This is a genomic window from Ruegeria sp. O5, assembly GCF_056535105.1.
Genome location: NZ_JBQERN010000004.1, coordinates 65,615 through 84,672, shown reverse-complemented (window position 1 = coordinate 84,672; position 19,058 = coordinate 65,615). Strand labels below are relative to the sequence as shown.

The window sequence follows — 19,058 nt, the reverse complement described above, 5'->3', positions numbered from 1 at the left end:
TGCTCGCGCCGACATAACCCTATCTTCCGAGGGTGCGCGCCTTAGCTTTCGTAGTCAATCGCGTGGCGCAGCTGTTTTTCATATTCCAGTGCTTTGCCGGTGCCCAAAGCCACACAATTCAAGCTTTCGTCCGCAATGGAAACCGCCAGGCCGGTCTGTTCGCGCAGAGCCAGGTCCAGATCGCCCAGCAGCGCGCCGCCACCGGTCAGCATCACACCACGGTCGACAATGTCCGCAGCCAAGTCGGGGGGCGTTGTCTCAAGCGCGGTCATAACCGCCTCGCAGATCTGTTGCACGGGCTCTGACAGCGCTTCGGCCACCTGGGCCTGGCTGATCTCGATTTCCTTGGGCACGCCGTTCAACAGGTCACGCCCCCGGATATGCATCGACTGACCGCGCCCATCGTCGGGCATCCGGGCGGTACCAATGGTTGTCTTGATACGCTCAGCCGTGGATTCACCAACCAGAAGATTCTGTTGGCGACGCAGGTAGGAAATGATGGCCTCGTCCATCCGGTCACCACCAACGCGGACCGAACGGGCATATACGATGTCACCCAGCGACAGAACAGCAACCTCGGTGGTGCCACCGCCAATATCGACAACCATGTTGCCGGTCGGGTCGGTGATCGGCATGCCGGCCCCGATTGCGGCCGCAATCGGTTCGGCAATCAGGCCCGCGCGACGGGCACCTGCGGACAAGACCGACTGACGAATTGCACGTTTTTCGACCGGGGTTGCGCCATGGGGAACGCAGACAATGATCTTGGGTTTCGAGAAGGTCGAGCGTTTGTGCACCTTGCGGATGAAGTGCTTGATCATTTCTTCGGCAGTATCAAAATCCGCGATCACACCTTCGCGCATGGGGCGGATGGCTTCGATCGAACCGGGCGTCCGACCCAGCATAAGCTTGGCATCTTCGCCAACAGCCAGAACTTTCTTCACACCGTCCTTGACGTGATAGGCCACAACCGAAGGTTCAGACAGGATGACACCGCGCCCCTTGACGTAAACCAGCGTGTTTGCTGTTCCAAGGTCGATAGCCATGTCCGCTGTGAACAGGCCGCCCAGATTGCCAAAGATCCCCATGTTTTCCCTGATCCTGTAATGTAGGTTTTCTACTGCCCGCGACTCGACGGTTCCGGGACGGATGACTTATAGGGTGCCATCACGCCCGGTAAAAGGGCTGATTCCGTGACAATCAGCACCTTTCCGCCTTATTGAATGGGACTTTAGAAGGCAAGATGCTCTCTTATCAACACATTTACCACGCCGGGAATCTGGCGGATGTCCAAAAGCACGCATTACTGGCGTGGGTGCTGGATTATCTGACACGCAAGGACAAGCCGCTCAGTTATGTCGAGACGCATTCCGGGCGTGGGTTGTACCGGTTGGATGCAGACGAATCTATTCGGACAGGAGAGGCAGAGGCAGGGATCGGTCGCGCACAGCGGGAAGGGTGGTTCGGGCCCGACCACCCGATGGAGCAGCTCCTGAAGCAGGTACAGGCCCGGTACGGCGACACGGCCTATCCGGGATCGCCGATGATTGCTGCGACTATGTTACGGGAACAGGACAGTTTGCACCTCGCGGAACTGCACCCACAGGAATTTGCGGCCCTGTCGCTGGCGATGTCGCCGTTTGGGGCGAAGGTCTATCAGCAGGATGGGTTCGATCTGGCGCAGTCTTTGCTGCCTCCGACTCCACGCCGGGGCGTGATGCTGATTGACCCAAGTTACGAGGTGAAAGCCGATTACGACCGCTTGCCCGGCATTATCGCCAAGCTGCACCGCAAGTGGAATGTGGGCGTGATTGCCCTTTGGTACCCGATCCTGACGGACAATCGACATGCCGGGATGACTGCGGCTCTCAAATCGCGAAACTACCCCAAAGCCATTTGCCACGAAGTGACGTTCCCGCCTGCGCGTGAGGGGCACCGGATGATTGGGTCGGGCATGTTTATTGTGAATGCACCATTCGGTATCGGCGGCGAAATGAACCGCCTTTCCGAGCTTTTCGCAAAACTTTAGCAGCATACGAGGTGATGGTCGGTATGCAGCGCCCAATCCAGCGCTGTGAATCGGGTTGGATTTTCCGGGCAACCAAACTTGCGGTTGCCCGGATGATTTATGCAATCACGTCAGGTCTTTATAGCTGATCTCGCGCGCATCTGCGCCCGGGCCAGCTTTTTCACGGCGCACAATCAGGCGGTTGAGAGCGTGGATATAAGCCTTTGCTGACGCCACGACGGTGTCGGTGTTTGCCGACTGGCCGGTTGCGATCATTCCATCCTCCTCCAGGCGCACGGAAACCGTTGCCTGCGCGTCCGTGCCTTCGGTCACAGCATGAACCTGATAAAGCTGAAGCCGTGCTGTGTTGGGATAAATCGCACGGATCGCCTTAAAGGTCGCATCCACAGGGCCGTCGCCATGTTCGGTGGCGGTTTTGTCCAGGCCTTCAACTTCAAGCTCGACCGTCGATTCCGCCTGACCGCCCGTGCCGCAGGTCACCTTCATCGAAACCAGCTGCAGGTGGTCGTCAGCCTCGTCCAGCGTCATCAGTGCAATGAGATCGTCGTCGAACACCTCTTTCTTGCGATCCGCCAGATCCTTGAACCGAACAAAGATATCCTTGAGCTGGTTGTCGCCCACCTCAAACCCCAACGTTTCGAGTTTGTCGCGCAAGGCTGCGCGGCCTGAATGTTTGCCCAGCGGTAAGGATGTTCCCGACAGACCAATGTCCTCAGGACGCATGATTTCAAAGTTTTCGCGGTTTTTCAGCATCCCGTCCTGATGGATGCCACTTTCATGGGCAAAAGCGTTCTTGCCGACAATTGCCTTGTTGAACTGCACCGGAAAGCCCGAGACCGTCGCAACCCGACGCGAGATGTGCATGATCTTAGTGGTGTCGATGCCAGTATGCCACGGCATGATATCGTTGCGCGTGCGCAGTGCCATGACCACTTCTTCCAGCGCCGTGTTGCCTGCGCGTTCGCCCAGACCGTTGATGGTGCATTCAATCTGGCGGGCACCGCCTGCGACAGCGGCCAGCGAGTTCGCGGTCGCCATGCCAAGATCGTTGTGGCAATGGGTGGCAAAGACCACGTCATCCGCCCCCGGCACTGTTTCGATCAGACGCTTGATCAGGTCCGCGCTTTCCACCGGAGCGGTATAGCCCACCGTATCCGGGATGTTGATCGTGGTTGCCCCGGCCTTGATTGCGATCTCGATCACCCGGCACAGGTAATCCCATTCGGTTCGGGTCGCGTCCATCGGAGACCACTGCACGTTTTCGCACAGGTTGCGCGCGTGGCTGACCGTTTCGTGGATCTTGTCTGCCATCTCGTCCATGGTCAGGTTCGGGATGGCGCGGTGCAGCGGCGAAGTGCCGATGAATGTGTGAATGCGGTTCTTCTCGGCGTGTTTTACCGCCTCCCAGCAGCGGTCGATATCGGCAAAATTTGCACGAGCCAGACCGCAGATGCGGCTGTTTTTCGACCGCTGTGCAATTTCGGTCACAGCCTTGAAATCGCCTTCGGACGCGATGGGGAAACCGGCCTCGATGATATCGACGCCCATGTCGTCCAGCAGCTCGGCGATTTCGAGCTTTTCGTCATGGGTCATGGTGGCGCCGGGGCTCTGCTCGCCGTCGCGCAAAGTGGTATCGAAGATCAAGACGCGGTCTTGGTCGGTCACGTTGGTCATGGGGTTCTCTTTCTTCTTCTGTCCTAAAGCCTATGGCGCGCTGGCGTCCTCCTCTGAGCGGGCGCGCCGGATGGCACGCTCAGAGGCGGATTAGGATCAGTAGGCCACGCAGCGACGCACCGCGAAGGGCGGTGTCGACACAAGGGATATCTGCGCGGTTGATCATGGGATTGAGGTTATACAGAGCCCGCCGGGAATGAAAAGAACCAATTTGCAATACGCGAACTTCTGGTAACTGCCCTTGTTTCGACCGCCTTGATTGTTTGCACAGCGCCGCTAGCTGATCATGGATGGAAACTGCATTGATAATTGGTGCTTCTGGCGGGATAGGCGCAGCTGTTACCGGACGGCTGGTTGAGCAGGGCGTTTCGGTCACGCGGTTGTCCCGGTCGGAGGACGGCTTTGACCTGACCGATCCGGACGGGGTGATGCTGAAGCTTGAAAACCTACCAGGTCAGTTTGATCTGATTCTGGTGGCTTCGGGCGCCTTGGAGATAGACGGCTCTGTGCCGGAAAAGACCATTCGGGCGATTTCAGCCAACGCCATGATGGATCAGTTTGCGTTGAATGCCGTTGGGCCGGCATTGGTGCTAAGCCACGCGTATCATCTGTTGCCGCGACAAAGACGATCTGTATTCGCGGTGCTTTCGGCGCGGGTGGGATCAATCGGGGATAATCGGATAGGTGGTTGGATCAGCTACCGAGCGGCCAAGGCAGCGGTCAATCAGGTCGTCCATACCGCCGCAATTGAATTGGCCCGAACACATAAACAGGCGATTTGCGTCGCCCTTCACCCCGGCACGGTAAAAACAGAGTTCACGAACAAATACCTAGGTCGTCATCCTGCCGTCGAACCTGAAGCCGCCGCCGATAACCTGTTGAACGTGATACGCGGGTTAACGCTCGCTGATACCGGAGGGTTCTATGATTGGGCCGGTAAGCGGGTCCCGTGGTGAGCCTTCACCCGTCCGAGGTTCCGGTTGCCTCAGTATTTGCATCAGGGTTGGGTTGCGGGGCAGGGGTGTCAGCGTCGCTCTGCTGGTCCGAGGTCTGATCTGGCAACACGCCGTTTTCCCAGACACCGCTTTCCTCCTGGCCGTTGGCATAGCGCATCGTCCCACTGCCTTGCCGTTTGTTGTCGACAAAGCTGCCCTCATACACATCCCCGTTCGAGTAGGTGGCGGTACCCACGCCGTTGATTTTTCCGTCCGACCAGTCGCCCGTATACTTGAACCCGGCAGGGGTTACGATTTCCCCTTTGCCGTGCCGTTTTCCGTTCAGGAAATCACCGGTGTAGACCGTGCCATCGGAATAGGTCGCCTTGCCTTTGCCCTGACGCACGCCTTCAACCCAGTCGCCGTCATATACCGAGCCATCTGCGCGCGTAACCACACCCTTGCCGTGGCTTTGCGCGTTTTTGAATTGGCCTTTGTAGATTATACCATTGGTATAGGTGGCCGTGCCCTGACCCTCGATAACACCCGCGATCCATTCGCCTTCATAGGTCGATCCGTCCGGATAGGTGATGCTGCCGTTTCCTTCGGCCAGATCGGCAACAAAATCGCCGACATAGACAGATCCATCCGGATAGGTCACTTCGCCAAGACCTTCAATCTGCCCGGCGTTCCAGTCGCCGGTATACACAAAGCCGTCCGTTCCGGTGAACGTTCCTTTGCCGTGGCGACGGTCGTCGACAAAATCGCCTTCGTACACATCCCCTTGGGCGTGGGTCACTTTGCCCTTGCCGTGGCGGCGCCCTTCTTGAAGTTCGCCTTCGTATACATCGCCATTGGAATAGGTCAGGCTGCCCGTCCCGGTGATCTGGTCCCCGGACCAATCCCCTGAATACACCATTCCGTCGGGCATCGTCTGCGTGCCAGTGCCATCGCGCATGCCTGCGCTGACGTCGCCCTCGTAAACGCTGCCATCGGCATAGGTGATCCTTGCTTTGCCCTGCCGCTCACCGTCGACCCAGTCGCCGTCATAGATATATCCGTCGGGAAAACTCAGCACGCCCTTGCCATGTCGCTGGGCGTTCCTGAATTCACCCTCATAGCGCGTGCCGTTCGTGAATTCAGCGATGCCGGTGCCGTTGATTGACCCGTTGGACCAATCGCCCTCGTAGCTGCTGCCATTGGCATAGATAATCTTGCCGCGCCCTTCGGGCTGACCCTTGGCGAACATGCCTTCGTAGACTGACCCGTCGGGGTAGTGTGTCGTACCCTGACCCTGAATCTCGCCTTCTACCCACTGCCCCGTGTACTCAAACCCATTCGGCAGCCGATACGTTCCTGTCCCGTGCCGCAACCCGTTCTCGTAAGTGCCTTCATAGACACCGCCAACTTCATCATCCTTGACGATGACGGTCCCGTCCTGCGCGAAAGCAGTGGCAGCTGTCAGGCTCATCCCCGCCGCCAAAATAGAGTTTCGGATCACGTTCATTTCTGGTCCTGTCTGCCCGGTCGTCGCTGGTGATATCTCTTGCGCAAAACTAAGGTACCGTTGCGGGCAGAGCAACGGCTTTTGCCGCATTGGTCTTTTACTCGCGCGGTGATCTGCTAAATGGCAATAGGACTTACGAGGCAAGAGGGCAGCATGGCCGACCGTTTCCGCATCACTCTGGCGCAACTGAATCCGACCGTTGGCGATATCGAAGGCAACGCGGCAAAGGCCGTTGCGGCATGGGAACAAGGCAAAGCAGCGGGCGCGAATCTGGTGGCTTTCCCCGAGATGTTCATCACCGGCTACAACACGCAGGATCTGGTTCTCAAACCGGTATTCCACCGCGCAGCCATTTCTGCGGTCGAAGCGCTGGCCGCAAAATGCGCCGAAGGTCCTGCAATTGCCATAGGTGGCCCCTGGGTCGATGATGGAAAGCTGTACAACGCCTACCTGATCCTGAAGGGTGGCCGGATCACCAGCAAGGTTCTGAAGCACCACTTGCCGAATGAGACGGTGTTCGACGAAGTGCGCCTTTACGATGCGGGACCACTGGGTGGGCCGTATTCGGTAGGAAATTTCCGGATTGGCAGCCCGATCTGCGAAGACAGCTGGCACCCTGACGTGGCAGAAACGTTGGAGGAAACCGGGGCCGAGTTTTTGTTGATCCCCAACGGGTCGCCCTATTTCCGGGATAAATACGATGTGCGACTGAACCACATGGTCGCGCGCGTGGTCGAAACGGGCCTGCCGCTGATCTACCTGAATATGGTGGGCGGGCAGGATGATCAGGTTTTTGATGGTGCCAGTTTTGGCCTGAACCCGGGCGGGGAATTGGCGTTCCGAATGCCGGTTTTTGACGAGCTGCTCTCGCAAGTCGATCTTGAGCGCGGCGAAGACGGCTGGCGGATCGCATCAGGCGAAATCGTGCCCCAACCGGATGAGTGGGAGCAGGATTATCGCGCGATGGTGCAGTCCCTTCGCGACTACATGGGGAAAACGGGATTCAAAAAGGCGCTGCTGGGCTTGTCCGGCGGGGTCGATTCCGCGCTGGTCGCGACCATTGCGGTCGATGCCATCGGGGCCGAAAATGTCCGCTGCGTGATGCTGCCGTCGGAATACACCAGCCAGACCTCGCTTGACGATGCCGAGGCGGTCGCCAAAGCGCTGGGCGTGCATTATGACCACGTGCCGATCTCGGACAGTCGCGCAGCCGTCACCAGTACTTTGGCCCCGTTGTTTACAGGGCTGGACGAAGGGTTGACCGAAGAAAACATTCAATCCCGCCTGCGCGGGTTGCTGTTGATGGCGATCTCGAACAAGTTCGGCGAAATGCTGTTGACCACCGGCAACAAATCCGAGGTCGCCGTGGGCTATGCCACGATCTATGGCGACATGAACGGCGGCTATAATCCGATCAAGGATCTGTACAAGACCCGTGTGTTCGAAACCTGCCGCTGGCGCAATGCCAATCACCGCGACTGGATGATGGGCCCTGCAGGCGAAGTGATCCGTCCCTCTGTCATCGACAAGCCGCCCAGTGCGGAACTGCGCGAAGATCAGAAAGACAGCGATAGCCTGCCGGATTACCCGGTGCTGGACGGCATACTTGAGATCCTGGTAGATCAGGACGGATCGATCGCGGATTGCGTCGCCGCCGGGTACAACGAAGCAGATGCACAGCGGGTCGAACATCTGGTCTATATCAGCGAGTATAAACGGTTCCAGTCCGCCCCCGGTACGCGCCTGAGCAACCGCGCGTTCTGGCTGGATCGGCGGTATCCGATTGTGAATCGCTGGCGCGATCGCCCCTGATTGCCACAATTCGCGCGCTAAATTGGAAACAGTAAAGTTTCCTTTCTTTTGATTGTTTTCCGATTTATCGTTTTGGGCCTGCCACGGGCACAAAATCCGGCCTTTGACTTGTTGCATTGACAACTTTCTGCCACATTTTAGCTTGAAATTTGCCCTATGTGGGGCGGATGCGACGCAATTCTCAAAGTCGCAAGCTGATTTTGATGAAGTGTGACGCATCCGGGGTGGGATGTCTGAGTAAATGGTTTGGTTTTGACATGTATGAGGAATATCAAGGATCGCATCATGCTCTTTTGACCCGGCGGACAATGGAATCTCCGCCGCAAGAGTTGGATGAGGAAAAGCTGGAAGCGGCGATTGCCGGTGTCCTGAATGAACAGCGGCTGTCCGACGAACAGGCAGCGGCGTCGCTTCGGGCTGAGTTTCCAAGCTTGTTGCCGCAGAAGGACGTAACCGCGCAGACCGTGCAAAAAGACACCGGGCTGACTGCGATGTTGCGTCAGAAATGGGCGGAACTGTCCGGCGCAGCGTGATGTGCTGAGGATTTTCGTTGCCATTGGCGTCTGGGCCACAGGCGTAAAAATAGTGCCGACGTTGTGACAATTCGTGTTGCCAAACTTCTGGGTCTTGGTCCCCATACGGGTTCAGGCGACAGAGTATTGCGTATTTATGACGGCACCAAAACCGAACCCCGTAGAATCCGATCTTGCCCTTCCCAAATCTGTTGATGTTGTCGTTGTTGGCGGCGGCATAATCGGCGTTTCAACCGCGCTGGAACTGGCTGAACGCGGCGCTTCCGTCCTTTTGTGCGAAAAGGGGCAGATTGCAGCTGAACAAAGCTCGCGCAATTGGGGGTGGGTGCGTTTGGGCATGCGTGACCCCCGCGAAATTCCCCTGATGCAAGAGGCGTTGCGGATCTGGCAGACCCTTGATGCCCGCCTGGATGGCAATACCGGCTATGCGCAATCCGGCATTCTTTTCGGCGCGTCCGGCAAGCGGGGAGAAGTCAACCTGAAGCGTTGGATGTGCCATGTGGAAGGATTGCAGACCGGGGCAAAAATGGTGTCGGGACGCGAGTTGGCAGAGTTGTTGCACGGGCACGAAACCGGCCTGACATCTGCTCTGTACATGCCGCAGGACGGGCGTGCTGAACCGCAATGGGCCGCCCCGGCCATTGCCGAAGCCGCACGTCGTCTAGGTGCTGTGATCATGACAGGCTGCGCTGTGCGAAGTGTGGACATTCAGGATGGGCGTATTGCTGGTGTATTCACCGAACGCGGCAAGGTCGCCTGCGGGCGCGTGGTTTTGGCGGGGGGTGCGTGGTCGCGTCTGTTTGCGGGTAATGCAGGTATCAACCTGCCGCAGCTTAAGGTTCTGAACACAGTTCTGCGGACCTCTCCGGTGAAAGATGGGCCCGAAACTGCGCTATGGTCGGATGATTTTGCGATCCGAAAGCGCGCAGATGGCGGGCACACCATCGCGTCGGGACATCAGAACACGGTCGATATCGTGCCAGACAGTTTCCGGCTGGGGTTGCAGTTTCGTTTTGCCTTTGCGCAGGAATGGAAATCCCTGCGTTTTCGCTGGTCAAAACAGTGGGCTATCGAGGCCCGTCAGAACAGAAAATGGTTGCCGACCGACGTGACCCCGTTCGAGCTGTGCCGGGTTTTGGATCCTGAACCTTCGCAGAAGTTTTTGCGACAAGCCTGGGCCAGTGCACGAAAAGGGTTCCCTGCCTTGCAGGACAGTGAAATCGTCCAAAGTTGGGCGGGTATGATTGATGTTACCCCCGACGCCATTCCCGTAATCTCGGGCGTGGATGACATGCCGGGTATGTATATCGCCACAGGTTTTTCCGGCCACGGCTTTGGCATCGGGCCCGGCGCCGGCCGCCTGACGGCTGACCTTGTCACTGATTCAACCCCTTGTGTGGATCCGACCGCGTTCCGTCTGTCTCGGTTCACTGACGGCTCAAAAGTGCGACCGGATCCGGGTTACTAGGGGCTTAGCCCATCATCTGATAGCTGACCGGAACAAAGCGGAAGCCCTCGCCCCGTGTCTCGACAAAGCCCGCGGCAGGGAAGGGCATGTGATAGCCGACCATCGGCATCTTGTCGGCTGCCAGCATGCCAAGAACTTTACGGCGCGCGGCTGTTGCGGCGGCCTTGTCCATGTCAAACCGAACCTCCCATTCCGGATGGGCAAAGGACCACACGTAATGGTTGGCCAAATCCGCTGTCAGCAAAAGGCGCTGTCCGTTGCTTTCCAGATGATAGACCGTATGGCCCGGAGTATGGCCGTGGGCCGCAACCGCAGTTATGCCCGACGCCACTTGCTCTCCATCACCGATAAAGCTCATCTTCTCGGCCAGCGGCGTGACTTTTGCGGCCACAAGATCACCGACATTGTTTCCGGCCTCTTGCGCGGACCAGAAATCGTATTCCGTTGCCGAGGTCACATAGCGTGCGTTGGCAAAGGTCGGTGCGCCATCCGTTGTCATGCCGCCTATATGGTCTGGATGCATATGGGTCATCACGACAACGTCGATCTGATCCGGGCTGACACCTGCATCGGCCAAAGCGGCTTGAATGCCGCCTTGCCCCAGACCGGTGTCGAACAACACCAGTTCCGATCCGGTGTTGACCAGTGAGGGGGTAAAGAAGAACTGGGCAGTGTCGGCGGGAATAAAGTTCTCAGCCGAAACCTTTGCAAAGTCTTCATCAGACGCGCCACCGCCAAAGATATCCTTGGCGCCGTCACGCGGCAGGCTGCCATCCAGCAGGGTCGTGACGGTAAAGTCGCCGACCTTGAAGGATTTGGCGATGGTCGAGTTGGCCTTGGCGTCAGAGCCTGCGGCCAAAACCGGCGCTGCTGTTGTGGCAAACGGTAAGGCGGCAGCAGTTCCCAAGGCGGCGCGGCGCGTAAGTTTGATTGTCATTATCGTTCTCCCTGTCAGAACACCTTTAGAAAAACTAGAACGGTGTGAGATTCTGACCAGATGTTACGACATCCACGTAGGGTGCATGGATGAACAATACGTGTTAATTTTTGTTCATGTCGCGATCGCAGAACAAAACCGTTCCAACAGATCAAAGTGTAGAAGACTTCCTTAATTCGGTCCAATCAGAACGTCGGGCCGAGGAGGCGCGCGCTCTGGATGAACTGTTTCGGGCCACCACCGGGTTTGATCCGGTCATGTGGGGCCCGTCGATGATAGGGTATGGCCGTTATCACTATCGCTACGCCTCGGGCCGAGAGGGCGATTTTCTTGCAACCGGATTTTCCCCGCGCAAGTCGGCGCTGGTGATCTATATCATGCCGGGTTACGCGGATTTTAGCGGCATTCTGGCCCGGTTGGGCAAGCACAAGCTGGGAAAGTCCTGCCTGTATGTGAACACGCTGGCGGATATCGACATGCAGGTTCTGTCGGAACTCATCCGCGCCGGGTTGGACGACCTTGGCAGGATATGGCCCGTGGAACCGCGTTGAATCACCTGATGGATCAAGCGGCGGCTGGACAAAAACGCGCCCATGTGACAAGAGCCGCGCCAACAGGAGACACCCATGACAACCACCCGTTTTGCCCCGTCGCCCACCGGTTACATCCATGTGGGCAACCTGCGCACCGCCCTGATGAACTATCTGATCGCCCGCAAGGCGGGTGGTACGTTCATCCTGCGCATCGATGACACCGACCCCGAACGCTCGAAAGAGGAATATGTCGATGCCATCAAACAGGATCTTGAATGGCTGGGTTTGCACTGGGATCGTGTCGAGCGTCAATCCGAGCGTTTGGACCGCTACGCCGAAGCGGCTGACAAGTTGCGCGCGATGGGGCGGTTCTATGAAGCGTTTGAGACGCCGACCGAGCTGGACCTGAAGCGCAAGAAACAGCTGAACATGGGCAAGCCGCCGGTTTATGACCGCGCCGCGCTGAACCTGTCGGATGCCGAGAAGGATGCCTTGCGCGCGGAACGTGGCAACGGTGTCTGGCGTTTCAAGCTGGATCACGAACGGATCGAGTGGACCGACGGAATTCTGGGCGACATTTCGATCGATGCGGCCTCGGTCTCTGATCCGGTGCTGATCCGAGGTGATGGGCAGGTTCTTTATACGATTGCGTCGGTGGTGGATGACACCGAAATGGGCGTGACAGATGTCGTGCGCGGCTCGGACCACGTGACCAACACTGCGACCCAGATTCAGATCATCAATGCACTGGGCGGGGATTGCCCGCGCTTTGCGCATCACTCGCTGCTGACCGGCCCGCAGGGCGAAGCACTGTCGAAACGCCTTGGTACGCTGGCCCTGCGCGATCTGCGTGAACAGGGTGTGCAGCCGATGGCACTGCTGAGCCTGATGGCGCGTCTGGGTTCGTCCGATCCGGTCGAGCTGCGCTCGGATATGGCCGAGTTGATCGATGGCTTTGACGTGAGCCGGTTTGGTGCCGCGCCGACCAAGTTCGACGTGCAGGACCTGTTCCCGCTGACCGCCAAATACCTGCAATCGCTGCCGCTGGCGAATGTGGCCGGAGCTGTCGCGGATGCCGGGGTGCCAGCCGAACTGGCTGAACCGTTCTGGGCCATGGCGCGGGAAAACATCACCACTTTGGCCGACCTCAAAGGGTGGTGGGATCTGTGCCGCGATGGTGCTGAGCCGTTGGTTGCGGATGAAGATCGCGAATTCATCGCTCAGGCCATGTCGCTGCTGCCCGAAGGCCCGTTTGATGGCGACACCTGGGGGACCTGGACCAATGCCGTGAAAGAGGCGACAGGCCGCAAGGGGAAAGGTCTGTTCATGCCGCTGCGCAAGGCGTTGACAGGTGCAGAGCGTGGCCCGGAAATGGCTGCGTTGCTGCCGTTGCTGCAGGTGATCCGCGCGCGCGGGTAAACCGCTACTATTCCAGCAAAAAGGGTCGTGCCCAGGCGCGACCCTTTTTATGCCGGCTGCTCAATCCGAACCGACAAACTGGTCAGGCGGTCATCGACAAAATCACGCTCAGCAGGTTTGAGTTGCTGGTGGCGCGGATAGCGCGGTTCGGCGCGATCATTCAAGATCGGGGCGTTCCAGCCGGTTGTCGTCTCAAAGAAACGATCCGCGCCGTATTCTCCGAACGCCCGCAAGTAACCCTGAACAACAACATCGATGTAGCTGAGTAGCAGGGGGTGGTGGTTGCTGGGCTCGTTATGCCGATCCTGCGGGACGGCGTAGACCGCAATTTCAACTTCATGTGTCAGTGGATGTGAAATCGAATGCGTCGCAGGAATTCGGTCGTACGCCCATTCCCGTTCATCCAGTGCGGCCCAGTCGTTCTTTGGGACATGCGCGATCATTCCCTCAATTTCAGACTCCGGGTCTGGGACAGCTGTCAGGAACGCGACCGGGCGCAGATCGGTATGACGCCATGCGCGTTTCCAGCCCTTCAGCTTTGCCGGGCGGGGGTCGGGGAAATCATGTGTGGCGAGGTTCACAAGGCTTCCATAGCCAAAGAAATAGGGGTCGGCCATGCGAGAGGTGTCCTTTGGGTCGATTGATGTATGTCAAACCGCTTTTTTCCGCGACATGCAATAAGGCTTCATCTTTTATTCAGGGAGGCCCTCATGCGGATTACCAAACGGACGAATATCGCTGTGCGCCTGTTGATGTATTGCGCCGCACACCCGGACCGGCTGGTCACCAAAGCCGAGATCGCCGAAGTCTGCAACATCTCGGAAAACCATCTGGCTCAGGTGATCAACCAGTTAAGCCAGTTGAATTACCTGAGCACTCAGCGCGGCCGCAACGGCGGTATGTCGTTGGCGCGCCCGGCAAGCCAAATCCGGATCGGCGCGGTGTTTCGGCATGTCGAAGGGGCCTTGCCCATCGCCGAGTGTTTTGCGGATGCGGATAACACCTGTCCTTTGACCGATGCCTGTAGGCTGCGGCTGGCATTACAGGATGCGGCGGAAGTTTTTTATGCGTCTCTGGACGAAGTGTCGTTGGATGCGCTGGTTTGTGACAACGACCCGTTGCTGAAGCTGTTGCAGCCTGTGGCCTGCGTACGCTGACCTTAGTCGCTGGCCCGCAAAATGCGGGCTGGCCGGGCCGAGAGAGGGCGCAGTGCGAAGGCGAAACCTGCGCAGAGCGTAACGCCGATACCGGCCAGAACAATGCCAAAGGCCGAAGACCAGATCACAGTAAAACCTGTGTCGAAGATGTACGTGGCCACAGCCCAGCCGCCCAGGATGCCGACCAGCAAGGCGACGCAGCCCGCCGCGGCGCCCAGCAAGACCGAGCGCAGCCCAAAACTGCGCAGGATGCGGCTACGGTCAGCCCCCAACGTCTTGAGGATTGCCGCCTCGTATCTGCGGGCGGGTTCACCGGCGGCTGCCGCCCCGATCAGAACCAGAAATCCGGTCAATAACGACACGCCCGCGCCATACGAGGTTGCGGCGGCGATTCCTGCCAAAAGGCCCGAAACCCGGTGAATGGCATCGCGCACTCGGATGGCCGTGATGTTGGGGAACTGGCCTGCAAGATCTCGCAGAATGGCGGCCTCGGCCTGTTCTTCTGCATATACCGTCGCAATAAAGCTGTGTGGCGCGCCCGCCAGTGCCGACGGGTTCATCGACATGACAAAACCCATACCCGCTGTGGAAAAATCCACCTCTCGGGTTGAGGTCAGCTCTGCGGTGATATCCCGCCCCAGGATGTTGACAGTTATCTGATCTCCGAGTTTCAGACCCATCTCTTCGGCTTCTTCGGCTGCAAAGCTGATCTGTGGTGCACCAGAATAATCCTCTGCCCACCATTCCCCCGCTGTCACCCGCGTATTTTTCGGGGGGACGGCTGAATAGGTGACGCCGCGGTCTCCCTCTAGTACCCAATGATCTCCTGCTACCTCGCGCGCGGGGCGGCCGTTTATCTGAGTGATGATCCCCCGCAGCATTGGTGCGCTTTCAATGCGGCTGACAGCCGGATCGGTTTGCAGCCGTTCGGTAAAACCCGGCATCTGGTCTTTTTGAATATCGACAAAGAAATATGAGGGCGCGACATCCGGCAGATTGCCGGAGATCGCATTGCGCAGCGTGCCGTCAATCTGCCCAACCGCCGCCAGCACTGACAAACCCAGACCAAGTGACAAAACCACTGACCCCGCACCCTCACGCGGATCAGAGATGGCGGACAAAGCCCATCGCAGGGCAGGGCGGCCCCGCGCCAAAGGTGTCCCAGCCCGTGCCAGTTTGCGAATGGCATGGGCTGCGAGCGCCAGCAGGATCAGTGCGCCCGCAAGTCCGCCGCTGGTCCACAGGGTTAGGCGCGTTGAGCCGCTGAACCAGGACGCAATCGCGATCAGGGACGCCAATCCAATCCCGCTTGCCACGACGTAAATTGCGCGTGGGATGGGACGAGCCGCACTCAGCGCATCGCGAAACAGGGTTGCGGCGCGCACATCTTCGGTTCTGGCCAGCGGCCAGAGCGTGAAAAGAAATGCTGTCAGCAGGCCATAAAGCGCAGCCTCTATCAGCGGTTGCGGATACAGAGAAAACACTGCTGGAACGGGCAACTGGTATTCCAGCAGCGGTGCCAGCAAAAGCGGTGCCATCCCGCCCAGTACCAGCCCAATTACAATGCCAGTCAGGGACAGCACCCCGATCTGAATCATGTAAGTTTGAAAAATGGTGGAGCGATCCGCGCCCAATGTCCGCAATGTCGCAATGGTTTCCGTTTTCTGGCTCAGATAGGCCCGTACGGCGGCGGACACACCGATGCCACCGACGGCAAGCCCCGACAACCCGACAAGGACCAGAAAGGCACTCAGGCGGTTGACGAATTCCGATATGCCCGGCGCGCCGTTGCGCGCGTCGCTCCAGCGCATCCCCGAGCCTTCAAGCGCCGCGCTGGCACGTGCGGCCACCTCCGACAGGTTCGCGTCTTGGGGCAAGGTCAGCCGGTACCTGGTCGAAAAAAGCGTTCCGGGTTCCAGCAGGCCAGATGCCTGCAACGCTTCGGTACGCACCATTGTACGTGGCCCCAAGGCAAAACCAGCCGCGGCGCTGTCGGGTTCATTCCGAAGTTCGGCCATCAGAATGAACTCTTGCGTGCCTAGCGCGAAGTGATCACCGACCGACAAACCAAGCCGGTCGATCAGAACAGGTTCCATAACGGCACCGGGTAATCCGGCCCTGCCGTTCAGGGCGTCGCTCAGCGTGATGTCCGGCTCAAGTTTGACCGATCCGACCAGCGGGTAAGCCTTATCCACAGATTTGACCTGGGTCAGCGCACGTTCCGGCCCGGTGTCGCGGGGTACAACCGCCATCGAGCGGAAATCGACAATCTCGGACACCTGCTCGGATGCCTGTTGCATCCAGAGGCGCTCGGCCTCAGTGGCAAAACGATAAGTGAACTCAAGCTCGGCATCGCCGCCCAACAGTGATGCCCCTTCGCGGGTCAGCCCGGTCTGAATCGCATGACGCACCGATCCGACGGCTGCGATGGCTGCGACGCCCAAGGCCAGACAAGCCAGAAAGATGCGAAACCCGCGCAGGCCCCCGCGCAGCTCTCGACGGGCCAGCCGCGCGGCAAGCCGAAGGCTCATTCTGCGGCCTCCTGCCGTATCTCGTCGGCAATCCTGCCGTCGCGCAGCCGGATCACCCGGTCACATCGTTCAGCCAGTGAACGGCTGTGCGTCACAAGAACCAGCGTCGCTTCATATTTACGCCGAAGCCCGAACAGCAGATCAACGATCGCGGCACCGTTTGTCTCGTCCAGGTTCCCGGTCGGTTCGTCCGCCAGCAAGATCTTGGGGCGTGGTGCCGATGCGCGCGCCAGGGCAACTCGTTGCTGCTCGCCACCCGACAACTGTGCTGGGTAATGATCGCGGCGATGCGATAATCCCACGGCATTCAGTTCAGTTTCGGCCCGGTCGAACGCATCTTTGTGCCCTGCCAGTTCCAGTGGTGTCGCCACGTTTTCCAACGCGGTCATCGTTGGGATCAGGTGGAAATTCTGAAACACCACGCCCATGTTGTCGCGCCGAAACCGCGCCAGGGCGTCCTCGTCCATGCTTGTCAAATTCTGATCCAAGGCCAAGATTTGACCGCTTGTTGCCTGTTCCAACCCACCCATCAGCATCAACAGCGACGATTTTCCCGACCCCGATGGCCCGATCAGCCCCAGCGTTTCCCCCCTGTTCACGGTCAATGTAATGTCATGCAAAATATCGACCCGCCCGGCATTGCCATCCAGCGATAAAGCGGCATTCTGAAGAGCGAGAACAGCAGGCGTCATGGGTCTTCCCGATAAAGGAGCGGTTTTTGGGATATGGAGTGATCACCGTATTGCGCAAGGTTTTGATGGCAAGCCCATTTGTGTTCTGCGGTTTTGCGGCCACAGCCGAACAGGTGGCGATTGCAGCCCTTGGGGATTCGCTGACGCAAGGCTACGGGCTGGTGGAAGAGAACGGGTTTGTTCCCCAGCTTGACCGTTGGCTACAGGCGCAGGACGCAGATGTCCGGGTTATCAACGCCGGTGTCTCGGGCGATACAACGGCGGGTGGTGCCGCACGGGTGGAATGGACCCTGACACCCGATGTGGACGGAATGATCGTTGCCTTAGGCGGGAATGACGTGTTGCGCGGGATCGATCCTGCTGTTTCGCAAGCCAATCTGCGCAAGATCCTTGAGGTTGCACGCGATGCGAAGGTTCCTGTCTTGTTGATCGGAATGCAGGCGCCGGGCAACTACGGTGCTGAATACAAGCGGGCATTCGATGGCATGTACCCTGCGCTGGCGCAGGAGTTTGAAGTCCTGTTTTTCAGCAGTTTCTTCGAGGGGCTTGCAGCGGAGGGCGACCCCGCGGCCGTATCGCACTTCATGCAATCGGACGGCATTCATCCAAATGCGGCAGGGGTGGCGAAGATCGTCGACGCAATGGGTCCGTCCGTGCTGCAACTCGTGACGCAGGCGGGCGGGGAAGGTTAGCCATCCCCGTGATAGCGATCAGACGACCGTAACAACCGTTCCGATGGGGACCCGGTTATACAGATCGATGACATGTTCATTCAGCATCCGAATACACCCGTTTGACACCGCCCTGCCTATGGTTTGTGGCTGTGTCGTGCCGTGGATTCGGAAATAGGTATCGACACCGTTCTGGAACAAATACATCGCGCGCGCGCCGAGGGGGTTATCCCCACCTCCCGGCTGGACATAGTCATTGTCCTTGAATTTTGCGTAGGCCACCGGATCGCGTTGGATCATCTCTTGGGTCGGGCGCCAGGTCGGCCATTCCTTCTTCACATCGATGGTAGCGGTGCCGGTGAATTCCAGACCTGCCTTGCCGACGCCGCAGCCATAGCGGATCGCTTTGCGTGGTTCGGTGACATAGTAAAGATAGAATGAACGGGGGGCGACCAGCAGCTGCCCGGGCAGGAACTGCTTTTTGATGCGCACGAATTGCGGTGTCGGATCATACTCGACCGCTTTCTTGGCGCTGGCGATGCCCGGCAGCAGCGTGGCTGCTGTTCCGGCCAGAAAAACTCGGCGTGTAAACATCGAAACCCTCATCAATTGACCAATGAAACCCAAGAACCAGTTTCATCATGATATGTTATTTGGTCAATTCTGGGGCAAGCATCACGCATCCGTGATGTGATCAATCGGCCACCTGAAACGGCAGCGGATGAACAAAAGGGTGAGGGATTTCCCTCACCCTTTCAAGCGCTTATGCAAGCTGGATGTTGTCGGCGCTCTCGCGGCCGTCACGACCCGAACGCAGTTCGTACGTGACTTTCTGGTTGTCGGCCAGACCGGTCAGGCCCGAGCGTTCGACGGACGAGATGTGGACGAAGATGTCCTTGCCGCCATCTTCGGGCGCGATAAAGCCGTAGCCTTTGGTGGTGTTGAACCATTTTACGGTGCCTGCTGGCATATCCGTGTCTCCTGTTTGGTGCTGCCCACGGAGTTGCGGCAGCCTGGCGTCGTAGGTCTGGATCGATAGACTGAGCGCCGTAGAAGGAGACAGTAGGTCGAAATAGAAAAACGTTAGCACCTTGCATATGGCATTGAGGCAAGCCTGTGGCAAGAGTGGTTTGTACGGATTGTACAGGGGCCAGAGGGCA

Annotated in this window: 18 protein-coding genes; 9 read left to right on the top strand and 9 right to left on the bottom strand. The window is 58.4% G+C overall.

Translation table 11 applies throughout. The features are described from left to right. Positions 1–41: 41 nt before the first annotated feature. On the bottom strand, positions 42–1,088 hold the full coding sequence (locus ACR0M3_RS08075) for a rod shape-determining protein (protein ID WP_039523195.1): 1,047 nt from the start codon (positions 1,086–1,088) through the stop codon (positions 42–44). A 155-nt stretch (positions 1,089–1,243) separates the two neighbouring features. On the opposite strand from ACR0M3_RS08075, the gene ACR0M3_RS08070 reads away from it, so the two are divergent. Then, positions 1,244–2,029, top strand: coding sequence for a 23S rRNA (adenine(2030)-N(6))-methyltransferase RlmJ (locus tag ACR0M3_RS08070; RefSeq protein WP_480910190.1), 786 nt, complete (start codon positions 1,244–1,246; stop codon positions 2,027–2,029). A 105-nt stretch (positions 2,030–2,134) separates the two neighbouring features. Here ACR0M3_RS08070 and ACR0M3_RS08065 read toward each other — a convergent pair whose 3' ends face one another. Next, positions 2,135–3,703 carry a 2-isopropylmalate synthase gene (locus ACR0M3_RS08065; protein ID WP_480910188.1) on the bottom strand — a complete coding sequence of 523 codons (1,569 nt, stop codon included), beginning with the start codon at positions 3,701–3,703 and terminating at the stop codon, positions 2,135–2,137. A gap of 290 nt (positions 3,704–3,993) precedes the next feature. On the opposite strand from ACR0M3_RS08065, the gene ACR0M3_RS08060 reads away from it, so the two are divergent. Then, positions 3,994–4,659: an SDR family NAD(P)-dependent oxidoreductase gene (locus ACR0M3_RS08060; protein WP_480545928.1), complete on the top strand. Its 666-nt coding sequence runs from the start codon at positions 3,994–3,996 to the stop codon at positions 4,657–4,659. A 4-nt stretch (positions 4,660–4,663) separates the two neighbouring features. Here the strand turns inward: ACR0M3_RS08060 and ACR0M3_RS08055 are convergent, their stop codons facing one another. After that, positions 4,664–6,145 carry an MORN repeat-containing protein gene (locus ACR0M3_RS08055; protein ID WP_480545929.1) on the bottom strand — a complete coding sequence of 494 codons (1,482 nt, stop codon included), beginning with the start codon at positions 6,143–6,145 and terminating at the stop codon, positions 4,664–4,666. Positions 6,146–6,298: 153 nt separating this feature from the next. Here ACR0M3_RS08055 and ACR0M3_RS08050 point away from each other — a divergent pair, with 153 nt between their 5' ends. The 3 genes from ACR0M3_RS08050 to ACR0M3_RS08040 all read left to right on the top strand — a co-directional run bounded on the left by ACR0M3_RS08050 (position 6,299) and on the right by ACR0M3_RS08040 (position 9,958). Beyond that, positions 6,299–7,957 (top strand): NAD+ synthase, encoded by a 1,659-nt coding sequence (locus ACR0M3_RS08050; protein ID WP_480910186.1) that lies wholly within the window; start codon positions 6,299–6,301, stop codon positions 7,955–7,957. A gap of 308 nt (positions 7,958–8,265) precedes the next feature. Then, a complete protein-coding gene (locus ACR0M3_RS08045; RefSeq protein ID WP_480910184.1) occupies positions 8,266–8,490 on the top strand; it encodes a hypothetical protein in 225 nt (74 codons plus the stop codon). A gap of 136 nt (positions 8,491–8,626) precedes the next feature. Continuing rightward, positions 8,627–9,958, top strand: a complete 1,332-nt coding sequence (locus ACR0M3_RS08040; RefSeq protein WP_480483250.1) for an NAD(P)/FAD-dependent oxidoreductase — start codon at positions 8,627–8,629, stop codon at positions 9,956–9,958. A 4-nt stretch (positions 9,959–9,962) separates the two neighbouring features. Here ACR0M3_RS08040 and ACR0M3_RS08035 read toward each other — a convergent pair whose 3' ends face one another. Further along, on the bottom strand, positions 9,963–10,895 hold the full coding sequence (locus ACR0M3_RS08035) for an MBL fold metallo-hydrolase (protein WP_480910182.1): 933 nt from the start codon (positions 10,893–10,895) through the stop codon (positions 9,963–9,965). A 116-nt stretch (positions 10,896–11,011) separates the two neighbouring features. Between ACR0M3_RS08035 and ACR0M3_RS08030 the strand changes: the two genes are divergently transcribed. Next, the gene (locus tag ACR0M3_RS08030) at positions 11,012–11,446 is read left to right on the top strand and encodes a DUF1801 domain-containing protein (protein WP_480910181.1); all 435 of its coding nucleotides are present in this window, start codon (positions 11,012–11,014) and stop codon (positions 11,444–11,446) included. Positions 11,447–11,521: 75 nt separating this feature from the next. Then, on the top strand, positions 11,522–12,847 hold the full coding sequence (gene gltX, locus ACR0M3_RS08025; RefSeq protein ID WP_480910179.1) for a glutamate--tRNA ligase: 1,326 nt from the start codon (positions 11,522–11,524) through the stop codon (positions 12,845–12,847). A gap of 47 nt (positions 12,848–12,894) precedes the next feature. Here the strand turns inward: gltX and ACR0M3_RS08020 are convergent, their stop codons facing one another. Then, positions 12,895–13,464 carry a gamma-glutamylcyclotransferase family protein gene (locus tag ACR0M3_RS08020; RefSeq protein WP_480910177.1) on the bottom strand — a complete coding sequence of 190 codons (570 nt, stop codon included), beginning with the start codon at positions 13,462–13,464 and terminating at the stop codon, positions 12,895–12,897. Positions 13,465–13,557: 93 nt separating this feature from the next. Between ACR0M3_RS08020 and ACR0M3_RS08015 the strand changes: the two genes are divergently transcribed. Next, a complete protein-coding gene (locus ACR0M3_RS08015; RefSeq protein WP_267366061.1) occupies positions 13,558–14,004 on the top strand; it encodes an RrF2 family transcriptional regulator in 447 nt (148 codons plus the stop codon). 2 nt (positions 14,005–14,006) lie between these two features. Here the strand turns inward: ACR0M3_RS08015 and ACR0M3_RS08010 are convergent, their stop codons facing one another. Together ACR0M3_RS08010 and ACR0M3_RS08005 are read right to left on the bottom strand one after the other, a co-directional pair. After that, the gene (locus ACR0M3_RS08010; RefSeq protein WP_480910175.1) at positions 14,007–16,535 is read right to left on the bottom strand and encodes an ABC transporter permease; all 2,529 of its coding nucleotides are present in this window, start codon (positions 16,533–16,535) and stop codon (positions 14,007–14,009) included. Continuing rightward, a complete protein-coding gene (locus ACR0M3_RS08005; RefSeq protein ID WP_480773295.1) occupies positions 16,532–17,227 on the bottom strand; it encodes an ABC transporter ATP-binding protein in 696 nt (231 codons plus the stop codon). The genes ACR0M3_RS08010 and ACR0M3_RS08005 overlap by 4 nt, the downstream gene beginning before the upstream one ends. A gap of 65 nt (positions 17,228–17,292) precedes the next feature. Between ACR0M3_RS08005 and ACR0M3_RS08000 the strand changes: the two genes are divergently transcribed. Then, on the top strand, positions 17,293–17,919 hold the full coding sequence (locus ACR0M3_RS08000) for an arylesterase (RefSeq protein WP_480910338.1): 627 nt from the start codon (positions 17,293–17,295) through the stop codon (positions 17,917–17,919). 18 nt (positions 17,920–17,937) lie between these two features. Here ACR0M3_RS08000 and ACR0M3_RS07995 read toward each other — a convergent pair whose 3' ends face one another. Further along, positions 17,938–18,492: a L,D-transpeptidase gene (locus ACR0M3_RS07995; protein WP_209506382.1), complete on the bottom strand. Its 555-nt coding sequence runs from the start codon at positions 18,490–18,492 to the stop codon at positions 17,938–17,940. A 169-nt stretch (positions 18,493–18,661) separates the two neighbouring features. Further along, a complete protein-coding gene (locus ACR0M3_RS07990; protein ID WP_209506380.1) occupies positions 18,662–18,868 on the bottom strand; it encodes a cold-shock protein in 207 nt (68 codons plus the stop codon). Between the last annotated feature and the right edge of the window lie 190 nt (positions 18,869–19,058).

Coding starts and splice junctions, on each gene's coding strand:
- ACR0M3_RS08060 (WP_480545928.1), top strand. CDS start 3,994: ATGGAAACTGCATTGATAATTGGTGCTTCTGGCGGGATAGGCGCAGCT.
- ACR0M3_RS08075 (WP_039523195.1), bottom strand. CDS start 1,088: ATGGGGATCTTTGGCAATCTGGGCGGCCTGTTCACAGCGGACATGGCT.
- gltX (WP_480910179.1), top strand. CDS start 11,522: ATGACAACCACCCGTTTTGCCCCGTCGCCCACCGGTTACATCCATGTG.
- ACR0M3_RS08020 (WP_480910177.1), bottom strand. CDS start 13,464: ATGGCCGACCCCTATTTCTTTGGCTATGGAAGCCTTGTGAACCTCGCC.
- ACR0M3_RS08000 (WP_480910338.1), top strand. CDS start 17,293: ATGGCAAGCCCATTTGTGTTCTGCGGTTTTGCGGCCACAGCCGAACAG.
- ACR0M3_RS07995 (WP_209506382.1), bottom strand. CDS start 18,492: ATGTTTACACGCCGAGTTTTTCTGGCCGGAACAGCAGCCACGCTGCTG.
- ACR0M3_RS07990 (WP_209506380.1), bottom strand. CDS start 18,868: ATGCCAGCAGGCACCGTAAAATGGTTCAACACCACCAAAGGCTACGGC.
- ACR0M3_RS08045 (WP_480910184.1), top strand. CDS start 8,266: ATGGAATCTCCGCCGCAAGAGTTGGATGAGGAAAAGCTGGAAGCGGCG.
- ACR0M3_RS08040 (WP_480483250.1), top strand. CDS start 8,627: ATGACGGCACCAAAACCGAACCCCGTAGAATCCGATCTTGCCCTTCCC.
- ACR0M3_RS08070 (WP_480910190.1), top strand. CDS start 1,244: ATGCTCTCTTATCAACACATTTACCACGCCGGGAATCTGGCGGATGTC.
- ACR0M3_RS08050 (WP_480910186.1), top strand. CDS start 6,299: ATGGCCGACCGTTTCCGCATCACTCTGGCGCAACTGAATCCGACCGTT.
- ACR0M3_RS08005 (WP_480773295.1), bottom strand. CDS start 17,227: ATGACGCCTGCTGTTCTCGCTCTTCAGAATGCCGCTTTATCGCTGGAT.
- ACR0M3_RS08010 (WP_480910175.1), bottom strand. CDS start 16,535: ATGAGCCTTCGGCTTGCCGCGCGGCTGGCCCGTCGAGAGCTGCGCGGG.
- ACR0M3_RS08015 (WP_267366061.1), top strand. CDS start 13,558: ATGCGGATTACCAAACGGACGAATATCGCTGTGCGCCTGTTGATGTAT.
- ACR0M3_RS08035 (WP_480910182.1), bottom strand. CDS start 10,895: ATGACAATCAAACTTACGCGCCGCGCCGCCTTGGGAACTGCTGCCGCC.
- ACR0M3_RS08030 (WP_480910181.1), top strand. CDS start 11,012: ATGTCGCGATCGCAGAACAAAACCGTTCCAACAGATCAAAGTGTAGAA.
- ACR0M3_RS08055 (WP_480545929.1), bottom strand. CDS start 6,145: ATGAACGTGATCCGAAACTCTATTTTGGCGGCGGGGATGAGCCTGACA.
- ACR0M3_RS08065 (WP_480910188.1), bottom strand. CDS start 3,703: ATGACCAACGTGACCGACCAAGACCGCGTCTTGATCTTCGATACCACT.